Origin of the sequence: Aquiluna borgnonia (assembly GCF_013283855.1) — a bacterium.
Lineage (GTDB): Bacteria > Actinomycetota > Actinomycetes > Actinomycetales > Microbacteriaceae > Aquiluna > Aquiluna borgnonia.
The window spans coordinates 775,110-789,717 of the sequence record NZ_CP054056.1; the positions used below are offsets into that span (position 1 = coordinate 775,110).

Consider the following 14,608-nt stretch of genomic DNA (forward strand, 5'->3'; position numbering starts at 1 on the left):
GCGTGAGCGGCTGGATCTCTCTGCTTCTGATCCTTGGGGCACTTTACGCACTTGTCTTGATTTGCTACCGGCTGGTGCTGAGTTCCAAGCAGCTGCTCGGTGAAATTCAAGTGCTGAGGTCCAAGACTGAATCTTTGAAACAGGTCGAAGAGCTGCCCTTCGTGACTGCTCACTTCAATCGCGCCGACGAGCTCGGTGAACTGTTAGCAAAGCGTGAGCAATACCGCAGGGCCAAGCGTCACAGGGCAGAAGATAGACGGCGTAAACTAATCCAACACGTGCAAGACCTAGATTTAGACAAGAGGTAAACCATGAGACTTCAGGGCTGGGAATGGATCATTATTCTGGCGATCATTTTGTTGCTCTGGGGTGCCCCTAAGCTCCCAGGTTTGGCGAAGAGCATGGCTCAGTCCATGAGGATCTTCAAGAAGGAAATCTCCACTGAGGCGCAGCCTAAGGTCAAGGAGCCAGTCGAGGGCGAGAAGCAGCAAGACTAATGGTGCGGCGCAAAGACAAACAGCGCCGCATGTCCCTTGGCTCTCACCTTCGGGAGCTCCGCATCAGACTTTCCTGGTCGGCAGGCTTCATTGTTCTGGGGACAGTGGCCGGATGGTTCCTGTTCGACCCAGTTTTTGCCTTCCTGCAGCAACCGCTTCTGGAGGTAACCAAGGCTCGCGGTATCGAGGCAATCGTCAACTTTGGAACAGTGGTTTCTGCTTTTGACCTGAGAATTCAGGTTTCGATTTTCCTGGGCGTCATCATCACCGCACCATTTTGGCTTTACAACGTTTGGGCATTTGTCGCACCCGGCCTCAAGACCAAAGAAAAGCGTTTTTCGCTGGGATTCATTTTCACTTCGGTGCCGTTGTTTTTGTCGGGGGCTTATCTCGCCTGGTCTTCGCTACCGAGCTTCGTTGTCGTTCTAATCGGCTTCACTCCCGAGGGTAGCTCGAACGTTATAAGCGCGAGTGAATACGTCCTGTTCGCCATCCGAATTCTGCTGGTTTTCGGACTGGCCTTTGTGATGCCCGTGCTGCTGGTGCTTCTGAACTTTGCAAATTTGCTTACCGGAGCCGCGATCCTCAAGGGTTGGCGGTTGGCAGTTTTCATAATTGCCTTCGTTTCCGCCCTCGCCACCCCAACCGCAGATCCGATGTCAATGTTCTTGCTAATGGCACCGCTGAGTTTTCTGTACTTTGTGGCGGTTGGTGTCTCCGTGCTGAATGACAAGCGAAGAGCCAGGCGCGAGGCGAAACTCCTTGCCGAAGAACCAAGCATTGAGTGAACTGAGCCCATCCGAGCGTTATCGGAAAGCAAAGGCGTCCCGGAAGGACAGCGAACTTTCCAAGTTCACGGAGGGTCTCAAATTTCCGCTCGACCCGTTTCAAGAGGAGTCTTGCCGAGCTCTTGAGCGGGGATCCGGTGTTTTGGTGGCAGCCCCGACCGGTGCTGGAAAGACCATAGTCGGCGAGTTTGCAATTCACCTGGCAGTCTCCAGCGGGCAAAAAGTCTTCTACACCACACCGATCAAGGCACTGAGCAACCAAAAATTTCAGGAGCTCACCAAACGCTATGGCAAAGAGCGCGTGGGTCTGCTGACCGGTGACACCAATAACAACTCCGAAGCCCAAATAGTGGTTATGACCACCGAGGTGCTTCGAAACATGATTTATGCGACCTCCACCTCACTGCGGGATCTCGGTTATGTCGTCATGGACGAGGTTCACTACCTTGCGGACCGCTTCAGGGGCGCGGTTTGGGAAGAGGTAATTCTGCACCTTCCCAAGGACGTGAAGGTGGTCTCGCTCTCTGCGACCGTCTCAAATGCTGAGGAATTTGGTGCCTGGTTGGCTGAGGTAAGAGGCAACACCGAAATTATTGTTTCCGAACACCGACCAGTCCCGCTTCACCAGCACGTATTGCTGGGGGATGAACTCCTGGAGCTTTTTGACCCGAGTTCCAAACAGCTCCATGTCAACCCGGAGCTTGCTCGCAAACACCACGCCCGGTCTAGAGGGCCCATAAAAAGTTCTGGGAAATGGGGCGGGGGGAGTTTCAAGTCTGATCCAAGAAATCGAAACCAACTCAATTTCCCCAAACTAGACAAGCCTGAAGTGGTTGAAATGCTCGCAGAAGGTGAGCTGCTGCCGGTTATTTTCTTCATCTTTTCAAGAGCCGGCTGCGAAAAAGCGGTTGAGGCCTGTCGAAGAGCAGGGCTAAGGCTTACCTCGCGCGAGGAGCAGCTTCAGATTCGGGCTATCGTCGATGAGCGCTGCGGCTCTATCGCAGATGAGGATCTCGATACCCTCGGCTATTTTGACTGGCTGGCCTCGCTGGAGCGAGGCTATGCCGCGCATCACGCAGGCATGTTGCCAGCCTTCAAAGAAGTAGTTGAAGAGCTGTTTTTGAAAAAGCTTGTTAAGGCAGTCTTTGCGACTGAGACGCTTGCGCTGGGAATCAACATGCCGGCTAGAACCGTTGTATTGGAGCGCCTGGACAAATTCAATGGCGAGTCGAGAGTGTCCATAACGCCGGGGGAGTACACCCAGCTCACTGGAAGAGCCGGGCGCCGCGGCATTGACACTGAGGGTCACAGCGTAATTCTCTGGGGGGCTCAGCTAGACCCAAACTTGGTTGCCGGTCTGGCGTCCAAAAGACTTTACCCGCTGAACTCATCTTTCAAGCCCACCTACAACATGGCTATCAATCTCACAGCTGCCTTCGGCGCCTCCAGGGCTAGCGCGGTGCTGGAGAAGTCCTTTGCCCAGTTTCAGGCCGACCGGTCAGTGGTTGGCTTGGCGAGGACCATCTCTGAGAAGCAGGAGTCGCTTGAGGGCTACGAAGAGTCAATGCAGTGCCACCTAGGGGATTTCGTGGAGTACTCGGCGATGCGCAGGGAGCTCAGTGACTTAGAACGAGCTGGGACACAAGAGCGCGGTCGCGCCGGCAAAGACATGCGGCAGTCAAAGTCGATTCGACGCTTGGACAGTGAAATTGCAGAGCTGAAAAAGCGGATGCGGGCACACCCCTCGCACGGCTGCGCTGATCGTGAGTCCCACGCCCGCTGGGGCGAGCGATACCAAAAGCTCCGCAAGGAGATTGATGCAGCGGTAACCCAGATTGAGTCCCGCACCAACCAAGTTGCCAAGACCTTCCAGCGCATTTGCCAGTTGCTGACCGATCTTGATTACATGCGGGAAGTTGATGATGATCTCGAGGTCACCTCCAGCGGAGATTTGCTGGCAAAGATCTATGGCGAGCGCGATTTGCTAATTGCCCAGTGCATCAACCGCGGAGTTTGGAAAAACTTGGATGCTGCCTCGATGGCTGCCATGGGAATGGCGTTGGTTTACGAGGGTCGGCGAGATGAGGGAGATTACGAGCCCAAGCTCCCCAAGGGTGCCTTTATTGTTGCACTGGAGCAAACTGAAGAAATTCAGCAGGAGCTTTTAGAGCTGCAGACCAAGTATCGGCTTCCCAAGGAAACGGCGCTGGAGCTTGGGGCCTGCTGGGCTTTTTATCGCTGGGCTTCGGGTGGTCGCCTAGATGACGTGTTGAAGCTTTCAGGACTACTACCGGGAGACTTTATCCGCTGGGCAAAACAGTTGATTGATTTCCTGGATCAGGTTGCAAAAGCCGGAGACCCAGAACTAAAGGTCCTTGCTCAGGCTGCCACCGATCAGGTCAAGCGCGGCATCGTTGCCTACAGCTTCTACATTTGAGTTTTAGGCTGGAGGGATGATCAAGCAACTGGTTTGGAGATTGCCGCTGGCAATCGCCGGGGGCCTGGTGGGTCTTTGGATATTCCCCACCGAGCAGATCTGGATCCTTGCACCACTAGTCCCAGCCCTGATCCTGCTGGCAACGCTGGGACTTGGTTTTACTGGTGCAACTTCGCTTGGATTTATCGCCGGTCAGGCTTTTTACATTTCTCACATTGAGTGGTTATCGCTCTACCTGGGGCCAATTCCCCTGATTGCCCTGAGCACCCTGATGTCGATTTATTTTTCTTTAGGGGTAGGGCTCACAGCCTGGCTGTTCAAAAAAATGAAGCCCAAGCGTCGCGGCTGGATAAGTTTTTCTCTGGCGGCAGCCTCTATCTGGACGCTGCGCGAATGGATTGGCTCAAATTTCCCCTACGGCGGCTTTCCCTGGTCGAGACTTGGGATGTCACAGGCCAATGGCTGGTTCGCCAACTATGCGTGGTGGGGCGGCATTTCAGCCATCAGCTTCGTTATCGCCCTTCTCGGGTCACTGATTGCAGTGCTGGTGCTGAGCAAAGGTTTGCCGCGGGCAAGCCGGCTCGCGACATCAGCAATAGCTGGGTTTTTGATTGTCGTCCCGGCGCTTACCCCGCTCACCTGGGGGCTTGAGCCAGCTGGGCAAATTACCGTTGCAGCCGTTCAGGGAAATGCGAATGCAGGGCTGTTTTCAAACCTCTCGCGCGGAACGATTTTGCAAAATCACCTTGATGCCACCTACCAGAATGTGCCTCAGGATTCCAACCTTGACCTGATCGTTTGGCCGGAAAATGCATCTGATCTCTCGCCGCTAACCTCTGCTGCTGCCAGGGCCGAAATAGAAAAACTGACCGAGTATTACTCGGCTCCACTGGTATTCGGCACCATCACCTCCCGAGGTGAGGAGATTTTCAACTCAACCCTGCTCTGGGAACCTGGGGTTGGACCAACCGATTACTACGACAAAAAACGACCGGTGCCATTCGCGGAGTATGTGCCAGACCGCGAGTTTTGGAGGCAGTTTGCTCCAGATTTGATTGACCTGGTCGCCAGGGGCTACTTGTTTGGTACAAGAGATGGCATCTACGATATTGACTCATTCTCAGCCGGAACTCTGATTTGCTTCGAAATCGCAGAGGATGACATTCCTAGAGGGTTGGCGATTGAGGGGGCTCAAGTGATCCTGTCTCAGACCAATAACGCCGATTTTGGCTACAGCGATGAAACCTATCAGCAGGCAGCAATTGCCAAATTGCGAGCTATCGAAACCGGACGTGCGGTGGTGAACATTTCAACGGTTGGCCTGAGCGCGATTTACCTGCCGGACGGCACTACTTTGGATCAGGTTCCGTGGTTTGAGCCTCGTGCCATGGTGCAAGAAGTTCCACTTTTTGACGGTTGGACGCCGGCAACTTCGTTTGGAATCTGGTTCGATGCCCTCAACGCATTGGCTGCTGTTATTGCTATCGGGGTCGGGTTGTTTAGGCGGTCTCGTTGAAAACGCTCGTGATGATGCCCACCTACAACGAAATTGAGACTCTTGAGGCCTCAGTGGTGAACCTGCTCGAGCACAACCCAGGCCTTGAGGTTGTTGTGATTGATGACAATTCACCTGACGGAACCGGGGAACTTGCAGCTCAGCTAGCCGGTGGCGACAAGCGAATTCACGTTTTACATCGCTCTGGTAAGGAGGGTTTAGGCAAGGCATACCTGGCGGGATATGAGTTTGGTCTTGCCTCGGGCTTTGATTACCTAGTGCAGATGGACGCCGATGGCTCACACCGCCCTCAGGATCTCCCAGCGATGCTTTCTGCCGCTAAGAATTTTGACTTGGTAATTGGGTCCAGATGGATCATTGGGGGAGCGGTGTCCAACTGGCCCTGGTATCGGCAGGGGATATCGCAATTTGGCAACTGGTATGCCGGGGCAATGCTTGACCTAGGAGTTGCAGACCTTACGGCGGGCTTCCGCGTCTATTCAGCAAACCTGATCAGACGGATGGACCTGAGAGAGATTCAGGCTCAGGGGTACGGATTTCAAGTTGAGATGACAATAAAGTCGGCTGCCGCCGGGGCCAAAATCTGTGAGGTGCCGATTCTTTTTGTGGAACGTCAAAACGGAAGCAGCAAGATGACGCTCCGAATCGTTGTGGAGGCATTCCTGCTTGCCACAAAATGGGGTATTCAGCGGATAACTAGGCGCTGAGTCTTCCCTTGGCGCGACGCTCACGCATCTGCGCCAACATTTCTTCCAGCAACTCTTCCAGCTCTTCGCGAGAGCGACGCTCCAGCACCATGTCGTAGTGACTGCGCTTCTCGTCTGCAGAAATGCCAGTGACCTCGACCGGCACTCCAGCCTCTTCGCGGATGCCTATGGCAGCGCACTGATTGCACTCCCAAGTCTGGGGAAGCTCGGCCTCCAAGGAGAAAACGACGTTGAACTGATGGTTCGCGGCGCAGCGGAAATGCGCGGTCTGACGCTTGGCGAATTCAACACCAGATTCATTTTCAAGCGACTGAGCTCCCAGTCGCATACCTCGCATAGTTTCTGCCATGTCTCAGGGCAACAGGACTCTGGCTCGAGTGATTCCCTGGCCGCAGCGATTCCCAGCTATTTACCAGAGTTTGATCTGGTCCACTCGATCAGAGACGATGCCTGATGCACCTAGGGCGACGAGCTGGTCAGCTTGATCTTGAGAATTTACTGTCCAGAAGTGGACCTCTAGGCCGGCGTTTCGAAGCCGCCGCACAAAACCTGCGGTGGCCAATTTCAGGGGACCCTGGGTCGGAGGGATTTGGAGTGCGTTCAGGCCTCGAGCTACCCTTCGGAATCCGAGGCCAAAAAACCAATGGGAAACAAGCAGCTGGATCACCTCTTTCATCGAGGCTGAAGTTGCAACCGGCTGCTCCAGCAGACGCAGAGTGCTGAGCCTTCTCCGGGAGGAAAAACTCGAAACAAGAACTCGATCGTGGGCATTTAGCCGGTTTATTACCTCGGCAGTGGGGGAGACAGCCCCCTTTGATTTCACGTCGAGATTTAATTTGACATCCGGAAACCGGACAAGAGCTTCCTCCAGGGTGGGGATCGCTGAGCCGTTAGTGAGGCGGACTTGACTCACCTCTTGGTAGCTAAGTTCGGCGATTTTCATGGGCAAACCTGCAACGCGACTGAGATCATCGTCATGAAACAGCAGCGCCACACCGTCGGAGGTGGCGTGCACGTCAGACTCAATGTGGGTTGCCCCGTGCTGCAGCGCCTGAGCAAAAGCCTCGAGGGAGTTTTCATCGATTATCGGGCTGTGCTGAGAAAGTCCTCGGTGGGCTAAAAGATGAGGTCGTTCCGTTTGAAAGTAACTCAGAACCTCGGTCGTCAACTCAACCCCTAATGTTGTGCTGTGGCCAAGTCTAATTTTCTAATCCGGTTTGCAACGCTCAATCTCGGGCTGTTCATTTTTGGAATTGGAATCGCGTTCACAGTTCATCCGGAAATTGGACTGGCTCCCTGGGAAGTTTTTGCCCAGGGAATCTCTAAGCAACTTGGGATCACTATTGGCCAGGGAACCATCGTGGCAAGTGCCATAGTTCTGGTGCTCTGGATACCCCTCAAAGTCAAACCGGGCATCGGGTCTGTCCTGAACGCCATCCTGCTCGGTGTTTACGCTGACTGGGCCTTGGGCTGGATGCCGGAGCTTGATGGCTATCTCATTCGCTTGGTCTGGTTCATCTTTGGCATGGTGACGATCGCGTTTGCGACCGGTCTCTACATCTCGAGCAACATGGGCAAGGGTCCCAGAGACGGCCTTAATACTGGGTTGGCAAAAAGTTTTAAGCAGCCATTTTGGAAGGCGCGCACAGCGGTCGAAATAGTTGTCGTGACAGTTGGGTTTTTGCTCGGAGGGCAGGTTCGAGAGGGAACTTTGGTATTCGCACTGCTAATCGGATACCTCAACCAGTTGGGTTTGAGGATTTTTGGCTTGGTGGATGGCAAGGGGAAGATGTGAGCCGCGTTAGACACCGCAGAGCTACCAGAGCACTTATTAGGACTCCCGAAAATCGGATATTGCTCTTTCTCTCACATTTCCCACCTGGTTCCGGCTTGGAGCCACAGTGGGTTTTTCCCGGCGGAGGCCTCGAGGAGAATGAGACTCCCATTGATGGGATCCTGCGCGAAATTTACGAGGAAACGGGGCTCAGCATCAGCCCAGGAGATCTTGTCGACCTAGAAACAGTAATCCAGCACCCGATTCCAGACACCAGGGAGTACGACACCGGTGAGGCTCATTTCTTCGAGCTTTTAGTAGCTCAGAGTTTTGAGCCCTCGAGTCAGTTCTGGACCGATGATGAGCACCGCGACACCGTGATGCATCGCTGGTGGTCGCTCGAGGAAATCTTGGCTGAGCAACCCTGGATCGGGCCAGAAGGAGCAATTGAATTGCTAACTCTGAGGCTCAGGGGCTAGGCCAGCCACTTCCAGCACGCCATTGATAAAGCCGATAATAAACATTATGTCAACTAATTGAAATCTACCGCTCCCTTCTTTTGAGTTTTGGGTGCGTTACTTAGTTTGGGTGGCCCTTGACCACTCGACCAGCTTGGAGTGACTGGCGCCAGATTCCAAGGCTTGGGCGGCCTTGGCTCTGGCTGACTCCAGGCGGTCGGTAAGTGAAACGTTTATCAGTGCGGGTGTTTTTGCCAGCTCGTAGGCAGCAATTCCAGCAGCTGCGTTGAGCAGCACGACATTCTTGATCGCTTGATAGTCCCCCGCTTGCTCGCCCTCGAAAAGCCTCGCGGCTACCTCGGCATTAAATTTTGCATCTCCGCCGAGAAGCTGGTCCAACTTGGCCAATGGCTCAACGAATTCACCTAGCACGTGCTCAGAGACTTCACCCTGCGAAACCTGCCATACCTTGGTTGGGGAAGTAATGGACATTTCGTCGAGACCGTCCTCTGAGCGGAAAACCAGGGCGGTTCTGCCGCGATTTGCCAGTTCCTGGGCCATCAGCGGCGCGATTGCCGCGTTTGAAACCCCAAGCGCCGTTGCAATTGGTTGAGCCGGGTTTGCCAGGGGTCCCAGGAAATTGAATGTGGTAGGAACCCCAAGCTGCTTGCGAATGGGTGCAACGTGCCGCATCGCCGGGTGAAAAACCGGAGCAAAAAAGAAGGTGATTCCCACTTCACGGAAAACTTCGGCAACCTGAGCCGGTGCCAGGTCCAGGCGGATACCAAGAACTTCGAGCATTTCAGATGATCCGGTTTTCCCCGATGCGGAGCGTGAGCCGTGCTTCAAAACTGGAATTCCTGCTGAGGCCACGACCACAGAGGCCATCGAGCTTATGTTGACAGTTCCGACCAGGTCTCCCCCGGTTCCTACGATGTCCACGGCATCACTGCCAGTGTCAAGCAAAACTGCATTTTCAAGCATGACGTCTACCAAACCGGCAAGCTCCTCGACGGTCTCCCCCTTCGAGCGCAGCGCCATCATGAACGCTCCGATCTGTGCCTCAGAGGCATCCCCGGCCATGATCTCGCGCATTGACCACTGAACGGCGGATCTAGAGAGGTCCTCCCCCGCCAAAAGGTCAGAAAGTACCGTGGGCCAACTAGAACTTGTCATGCCAGAAGCATAGCCAGCCACTAGCTGGGATTCAGTCCAAAAAATAAGCAAAATCAGGGTTGAAACTAGCCTTGAGATCGCGAGAATTGGGATAAACTTGAGGCATGTCTGCAACCACTTTGCCTGCCGCTAGCGCTGCGGTGATCAATAGGCCCAACTCGACCAGCGTCGGCACCATCGTCTGGCTTGGCAGCGAGGTTATGTTCTTCGCTGGGCTTTTCGCGATGTACTTCAGCCTGCGCGCTGGAGCTCCTGACCTGTGGGCGCACGACACTCAAATCTTGAACGTTCCATTTGCACTGATCAACACCCTGATCTTGGTGGCTAGCTCATTCACCGCCCAGTTTGGAGTATTCGCGGCCGAGCGTCTGCAGGCTTACCGCACTGGCTGGTCGCCATCCAAGTGGGGCATGGTTGAGTGGTTCTTCCTTACCTACATCATGGGTGCCATTTTCGTCGCCGGACAGGTCTGGGAGTATGCGACCTTGGTGAGCGAGGGTGTTGCCCTCAACTCGAACTCCTATGGTTCAGCGTTTTACATCACCACTGGATTCCACGCCCTGCATGTGACCGGCGGTCTAATCGCGTTTCTACTAATCATCGGCCGTGCCTACGCTGCCAAAAATTTTGGTCACAAAGAGGCGACCAGCGCCATCGTGGTCTCCTACTACTGGCACTTCGTTGACGTGGTTTGGATCGGTTTGTTTGTCGTCGTCTACATCTTGAAATAAATGGAGAAATCATTGAAGCAGGAAAAACCAATGCGTCGTAGGCCATGGGCCCTCGGCTTCGTGCTGTTCCTAGGCCTGGTGATGACCGGCGGTGGCTACGCAGCTGCCACTAACGTCGTCCAGTCCGAGGTGGCCTCTGCAGACGTGGTTGAGGAGGGACGCAAACTCTTCCTCGCAAACTGCGCTACCTGCCATGGCTCGAATGGCGAAGGTGCAATTGGTGGCCCCAGCCTGATTGGTGTAGGTGCTGCCTCCGTCGACTTCCAGGTTGGAACTGGCCGCATGCCCGGACAGGCGTCGGGCCCACAGCTTTACAAGAAGCCGGTGCAGTTCACCGAAGAGCAGATTTCTGCAATGGCGGCTTACGTAGCGTCGCTAGCACCAGGGCCAGCTATTCCAGATGCCGAGTATCTAGACGGTAATGGTGACACCACCCACGGCGGAGAGCTCTTCCGAATCAACTGCGCCATGTGCCACAACGCGGTTGGCGCCGGAGGTGCCCTTACCGAAGGAAAATTCGCACCGAGTCTTGAAGGTGTTACCGCAAAGCACGTTTACGAGGCCATGGTTACCGGTCCTCAGAACATGCCAGTGTTCAACGATGCCAACCTGACTCCTGAGGACAAGGAAGACATCATCACCTACCTCAAGTACATCGAAGAGAACGGTTCCGTTGGAGGATTTGAGCTCGGCTCCATTGGACCCGTTGCGGAGGGACTTTTCGTCTGGATCTTTGGGTTGGGCTTCATCATCGCAATCACTGTTTGGCTCGGCGCCAAGGCTAACTAGGAGAACTTGAATGAGTGACATTGAAAAGGCCTACCCTGCCGGACTCGCGACGAACATTCAGCGTCCAATTGCGGACCCTGGAATCGAGCCGCACCGCGAGCGTCTGACCGACAAGAGCGCAAAGGCTGCCAAGAACGCCGAACTTCAGGTGTCCGTGATGTTCGTGGTTTCGGCCATCGGTGCCTTGATTGCAATTTGGGGATTCTTCGCGTTCCCCATAATCGATGGTGACCTGAGCGCAACTCGAAACAACGCCCTGTGGATGGGTGTTGGCATGGCGCTTTCACTTCTTGGAATCGGTTTCGGTGCCGTGCACTGGGCAAAAACCCTGATGCCTGATCACGAAGTCTCTGAAGATCGCCACCAGGCTCGCTCGACTGACGAGGCTCGAGCCAAGGCTATTGAAATTATCAAGACCGCTGACGCTGAGTCGGGTTTCACCAGGAGAAACCTCATTCGCCGCTCGCTCTACGGTGCGTTGGCCATTTTCCCAATTCCTGCACTCGTTATTTTTGGTGACCTTGGACCAGAGGTCGGTGACACCTTGAAGCACACGATGTGGAAAAAGGGAACTCGCCTGACCAAGGATCCAACCGGAATCCCAATCAAGGCCTCGGAAGTCACCATTGGTTCTGTATTCCACGTTATCCCTGAGGGGCTGAACGAGTCCGAGCACAAACTTGAGGAGAAAGCCAAGGCTGCTGTCCTTCTCGTCCGCGTCAACCCAGGCGAACTAAACGAAGATCCAGCAAAGGCTGACTGGAGCTACGACGGTATCGTCGCCTACTCAAAGATTTGCACGCACGTAGGATGCCCCGTGGCACTTTACGAGCAGCACACACATCACTTGCTTTGCCCATGTCACCAGTCGACTTTCGACCTGGCAGAGCACTGCAAGGTTGTCTTCGGCCCCGCCGCAAGACCTCTCCCCCAGCTGCCAATTGCAGTTGACGCTGAGGGTTACCTCGTCGCTCAGAGCGACTTCCTTGAGCCCGTAGGGCCATCATTCTGGGACATAAGGCAGTAACTAAATGACTACTACTCAACAGAAGTCCGGCGGTTTCTTGGCTGGAACAGCTAACTACCTAGACGAGCGCCTCAGCGTCGGCGTTGTCCTGAAAAACTTTGGCCGCAAGGTGTTCCCGGACCACTGGAGCTTCATGCTCGGCGAAGTGGCCATGTACTCCTTCGTGGTGCTGCTGATTTCGGGCACCTTCCTGACCTTCTTCTTCCAACCATCAATGGCGGAGGTGCACTACCACGGCAGCTATGCCCCGCTGAAGGGTGCGGAGATGTCAATCGCCTACGCCTCATCGCTGGACATTAGCTTTGACATTCGTGGTGGACTGCTGATGCGCCAGGTTCACCACTGGGCAGCTCTGCTTTTCGTAGCAGCTGCTGGATTGCACATGCTCCGAGTGTTCTTCACCGGTGCCTTCCGCAAGCCTCGTGAGTTGAACTGGCTCGTCGGATTCTTCCTGTTCCTGGCCGGAATGGGTGCTGGTTTCACCGGTTACTCACTACCCGACGACCTGCTCTCTGGAAACGGTCTGAGAATCATTGACGGAATGATCAAGGCAATTCCATTCATCGGACCTTCTGTGTCTTCGGGACTATTCGGTGGAGAATTCCCTGGCACCGAGATTGTTGCAAGACTCTACAGCCTGCACATCATGATCATCCCTGCGGTGATTATTGCCCTGCTTGCTGTCCACTTGATGATGGTCATCATCCACAAGCACACCCACTACCCAGGCCCAGGAAAGACCGATGCCAACGTGGTTGGCTACCCGCTGATGCCCGTTTACGTGGCAAAGGCTGGAGGTTTCTTCTTCGTGGTATTCGGCGTGATCATGATCATCGCGGCTACCTTTACCATCAACCCAATCTGGAACTACGGTCCTTATGACCCATCACCAGTTTCCGCCGGAACCCAGCCTGACTGGTACATCGGCTGGCTGGACGGTGCCCTTCGACTAGCTCCTTCGCGCTTGGATGTAGAGCTATTCGGCATCGTGCTTCCATTCGGAGTTCTGCTGCCATTGGTGGTCTCACTTGCCTTCCTGGCAATCGTCGCGGCCTACCCATTCGTTGAGAAGTGGGTCACCGGAGACGACAGGGAGCACCACGTGTTGGACCGTCCTCGCAACGCACCAACTAGAACCGCTCTTGGAGCTGCCGGCGTTACCTTCTACGCCGTTCTGTGGGCTGGCGCTTCTACCGACCTGATTGCCACCAACTTCCAGATGTCTCTCAACCACGTTCTAGTAGCGATGCAGATCCTCACGATCATCGGACCGGTCATCGCCTTCTGGATCACCAAGCGAGCATGTATTGCGCTGCAGCGTAAGGACAGGGAGATCGCCCTGCACGGTCGTGAGACCGGTCGCGTGGTACGACTCCCCCACGGCGAGTACATTGAAGTTCACGAGTCGGTTGACAAGTACGAACTTTGGAAACTGGTTGACTTCAAGGATTACCAGCCAACCATGGCAAGACCAAACTCAAAGGGAGTTATCACGGTTTCTGCCCGACTACGTGCTGCACTGTCCAGCTTCTACTTCGAGGACCGCATTGCGCCGGTCTCCCAGGCAGAGTACGAGCTGGCCCATGCCGATCACCACGCCCCCGCCGTTGAGGAAAAGCCGAAGCGAAAGCCTCGCGCGGTAGCGGCTAAGTAGAGCCATCAAAACTAAACCCCTCAGGGAATCCCTGAGGGGTTTAGTCATAAACGTGGAGATGGGGGGAATTGAACCCCCGTCCATTGCAAAGAGACTGGCTCTTCTACGGGTGTAGCTTCATTAGGCGTTCTACTCGGCTTCCGAATTTGTCTGAAGCAACTACTCGGACAAGCCCAGCCTCAGTAAAAGTCCCAATTGAACCTGAGACGCGTTCAATCAGCAAGATTTCTAAATGACGTCTGGGTCTAGGACGAAATCAAACCTAGTCAGACGGACTTCGGGGCTAGCTTAGGCAGCTAGGGCGAAGTCGGCGCGCTTTGTATTGGCACCTATTTTTTTACACAGATCGTTTACGAGATAACTGTGCATCCTCGACCCGCTTCATCCACTCAAAACCTTGCAGTGTCGAAACCGATCATCCCCTTGTTTAGTTTTGAAGCAACCCTTGGCAGCTAGCCAAGCATCAAATCATAACAGGAGTAATGAATGGAAGCTGAGATTATCCTGCATTCAAAACTTGAGCGGTGGATAAAACTGTAGCAAATTCCCCGTTGAGGTTAGCCGCAGTGACCTGCATGATTGTGGCGCCAGGGATTACATTCCCCTCAGGGTCAACCCGATCAAAAGCCGTTGTTGCATCCAGGACGAAGTCGACCTCGTACCCTAGGTTTCCAGCCATGCGAGCAGTCGTCTCACAGCAAAAATTAGTGGTTATTCCGCAAATGACGAGCTTTCGAAAATTTCTCCTGCTGAGCCAAAGATGGAGATCAGGAGTTCCATAAAAGGCGGAATTTACAGACTTTTGAATAACAACGTCTCTGGGGCCATCTAGGGAAGGTTCCAAAACATTTCCAGGGCTACCCGGGAAGAGAGGTGAGTCAGGATTCTTGGAATTGTGCTTCACCATGACAATAGGCAGGTTTTTCGAACGCCATAGAGCTACAAGCGCCGAGATGTTGTCTAATGCTGCAGGGTTGGCACTTCCTCCCCAAAATTTAGTATCTCTAAACCCAACCTGGGCATCAATTACCAGAAGTACAGGGTCCCTTGACAA

At 54.3% G+C, this 14,608-nt stretch carries 16 protein-coding genes and 1 other RNA gene; 12 read left to right on the forward strand and 5 right to left on the reverse strand.

What is annotated here, in order from left to right; genetic code table 11:
• Window positions 1–2: 2 nt before the first annotated feature.
• From HRU87_RS03995 to HRU87_RS04020, 6 genes are read left to right on the forward strand one after another with little or no spacing between them, the layout of a single operon-like run.
• The gene (locus tag HRU87_RS03995) at window positions 3–308 is read left to right on the forward strand and encodes a hypothetical protein (protein WP_173493645.1); all 306 of its coding nucleotides are present in this window, start codon (window positions 3–5) and stop codon (window positions 306–308) included.
• Between the two features lie 3 nt (window positions 309–311).
• On the forward strand, window positions 312–497 hold the full coding sequence (tatA, locus tag HRU87_RS04000) for a twin-arginine translocase TatA/TatE family subunit (protein ID WP_173493646.1): 186 nt from the start codon (window positions 312–314) through the stop codon (window positions 495–497).
• Window positions 497–1,285 carry a twin-arginine translocase subunit TatC gene (gene tatC, locus HRU87_RS04005; RefSeq protein ID WP_173493647.1) on the forward strand — a complete coding sequence of 263 codons (789 nt, stop codon included), beginning with the start codon at window positions 497–499 and terminating at the stop codon, window positions 1,283–1,285. Before tatA ends, tatC begins: the two co-directional genes overlap by 1 nt.
• The gene (locus tag HRU87_RS04010; protein ID WP_173493648.1) at window positions 1,224–3,722 is read left to right on the forward strand and encodes a DEAD/DEAH box helicase; all 2,499 of its coding nucleotides are present in this window, start codon (window positions 1,224–1,226) and stop codon (window positions 3,720–3,722) included. The genes tatC and HRU87_RS04010 overlap by 62 nt, the downstream gene beginning before the upstream one ends.
• Before the next feature lie 16 nt (window positions 3,723–3,738).
• Window positions 3,739–5,238 (forward strand): apolipoprotein N-acyltransferase, encoded by a 1,500-nt coding sequence (gene lnt, locus HRU87_RS04015; protein WP_173493649.1) that lies wholly within the window; start codon window positions 3,739–3,741, stop codon window positions 5,236–5,238.
• Complete coding sequence (locus HRU87_RS04020) at window positions 5,235–5,945, forward strand: polyprenol monophosphomannose synthase (RefSeq protein WP_173493650.1); 711 nt, start codon at window positions 5,235–5,237, stop codon at window positions 5,943–5,945. The genes lnt and HRU87_RS04020 overlap by 4 nt, the downstream gene beginning before the upstream one ends.
• Here the strand turns inward: HRU87_RS04020 and HRU87_RS04025 are convergent.
• Together HRU87_RS04025 and HRU87_RS04030 are read right to left on the reverse strand one after the other, a co-directional pair.
• A complete protein-coding gene (locus tag HRU87_RS04025; RefSeq protein WP_173493651.1) occupies window positions 5,935–6,294 on the reverse strand; it encodes an RNA polymerase-binding protein RbpA in 360 nt (119 codons plus the stop codon). The two genes, HRU87_RS04020 and HRU87_RS04025, sit on opposite strands and share 11 nt — an antisense overlap.
• A 60-nt stretch (window positions 6,295–6,354) precedes the next feature.
• Window positions 6,355–7,113, reverse strand: coding sequence for a glycerophosphodiester phosphodiesterase family protein (locus HRU87_RS04030; protein WP_173493652.1), 759 nt, complete (start codon window positions 7,111–7,113; stop codon window positions 6,355–6,357).
• A gap of 21 nt (window positions 7,114–7,134) precedes the next feature.
• Between HRU87_RS04030 and HRU87_RS04035 the strand changes: the two genes are divergently transcribed.
• Complete coding sequence (locus HRU87_RS04035) at window positions 7,135–7,740, forward strand: YczE/YyaS/YitT family protein (RefSeq protein ID WP_173493653.1); 606 nt, start codon at window positions 7,135–7,137, stop codon at window positions 7,738–7,740.
• On the forward strand, window positions 7,737–8,198 hold the full coding sequence (locus tag HRU87_RS04040; protein ID WP_173493654.1) for an NUDIX domain-containing protein: 462 nt from the start codon (window positions 7,737–7,739) through the stop codon (window positions 8,196–8,198). Before HRU87_RS04035 ends, HRU87_RS04040 begins: the two co-directional genes overlap by 4 nt.
• 96 nt (window positions 8,199–8,294) lie before the next feature.
• On the opposite strand, the gene trpD is transcribed toward HRU87_RS04040, so the two are convergent.
• A complete protein-coding gene (trpD, locus tag HRU87_RS04045) occupies window positions 8,295–9,353 on the reverse strand; it encodes an anthranilate phosphoribosyltransferase (RefSeq protein WP_173493655.1) in 1,059 nt (352 codons plus the stop codon).
• A gap of 104 nt (window positions 9,354–9,457) precedes the next feature.
• On the opposite strand from trpD, the gene ctaE reads away from it, so the two are divergent.
• From ctaE to qcrB, 4 genes are read left to right on the forward strand one after another with little or no spacing between them, the layout of a single operon-like run.
• Window positions 9,458–10,084 carry an aa3-type cytochrome oxidase subunit III gene (gene ctaE, locus HRU87_RS04050; protein WP_173493656.1) on the forward strand — a complete coding sequence of 209 codons (627 nt, stop codon included), beginning with the start codon at window positions 9,458–9,460 and terminating at the stop codon, window positions 10,082–10,084.
• 12 nt (window positions 10,085–10,096) lie between these two features.
• The gene (gene qcrC, locus HRU87_RS04055; RefSeq protein ID WP_484463053.1) at window positions 10,097–10,873 is read left to right on the forward strand and encodes a cytochrome bc1 complex diheme cytochrome c subunit; all 777 of its coding nucleotides are present in this window, start codon (window positions 10,097–10,099) and stop codon (window positions 10,871–10,873) included.
• 10 nt (window positions 10,874–10,883) lie between these two features.
• Complete coding sequence (gene qcrA / locus HRU87_RS04060) at window positions 10,884–11,900, forward strand: cytochrome bc1 complex Rieske iron-sulfur subunit (protein ID WP_173493658.1); 1,017 nt, start codon at window positions 10,884–10,886, stop codon at window positions 11,898–11,900.
• A gap of 4 nt (window positions 11,901–11,904) precedes the next feature.
• Window positions 11,905–13,554: a cytochrome bc1 complex cytochrome b subunit gene (qcrB, locus tag HRU87_RS04065; RefSeq protein WP_173493659.1), complete on the forward strand. Its 1,650-nt coding sequence runs from the start codon at window positions 11,905–11,907 to the stop codon at window positions 13,552–13,554.
• Between the two features lie 50 nt (window positions 13,555–13,604).
• On the opposite strand, the gene ssrA is transcribed toward qcrB, so the two are convergent.
• Window positions 13,605–13,977: a transfer-messenger RNA gene (gene ssrA, locus HRU87_RS04070) on the reverse strand.
• 76 nt (window positions 13,978–14,053) lie between these two features.
• Complete coding sequence (locus HRU87_RS04075; RefSeq protein ID WP_173493660.1) at window positions 14,054–14,608, reverse strand: cysteine hydrolase family protein; 555 nt, start codon at window positions 14,606–14,608, stop codon at window positions 14,054–14,056.

What these genes read in the sequence shown, in the direction of transcription:
- lnt (WP_173493649.1), top strand. Translation starts at nt 3,739, where the DNA reads ATGATCAAGCAACTGGTTTGGAGATTGCCGCTGGCAATCGCCGGGGGC.
- trpD (WP_173493655.1), bottom strand. Translation starts at nt 9,353, where the DNA reads ATGACAAGTTCTAGTTGGCCCACGGTACTTTCTGACCTTTTGGCGGGG.
- qcrA (WP_173493658.1), top strand. Translation starts at nt 10,884, where the DNA reads ATGAGTGACATTGAAAAGGCCTACCCTGCCGGACTCGCGACGAACATT.
- ctaE (WP_173493656.1), top strand. Translation starts at nt 9,458, where the DNA reads ATGTCTGCAACCACTTTGCCTGCCGCTAGCGCTGCGGTGATCAATAGG.
- HRU87_RS04010 (WP_173493648.1), top strand. Translation starts at nt 1,224, where the DNA reads ATGACAAGCGAAGAGCCAGGCGCGAGGCGAAACTCCTTGCCGAAGAAC.
- tatA (WP_173493646.1), top strand. Translation starts at nt 312, where the DNA reads ATGAGACTTCAGGGCTGGGAATGGATCATTATTCTGGCGATCATTTTG.
- qcrB (WP_173493659.1), top strand. Translation starts at nt 11,905, where the DNA reads ATGACTACTACTCAACAGAAGTCCGGCGGTTTCTTGGCTGGAACAGCT.
- tatC (WP_173493647.1), top strand. Translation starts at nt 497, where the DNA reads ATGGTGCGGCGCAAAGACAAACAGCGCCGCATGTCCCTTGGCTCTCAC.
- HRU87_RS04025 (WP_173493651.1), bottom strand. Translation starts at nt 6,294, where the DNA reads ATGGCAGAAACTATGCGAGGTATGCGACTGGGAGCTCAGTCGCTTGAA.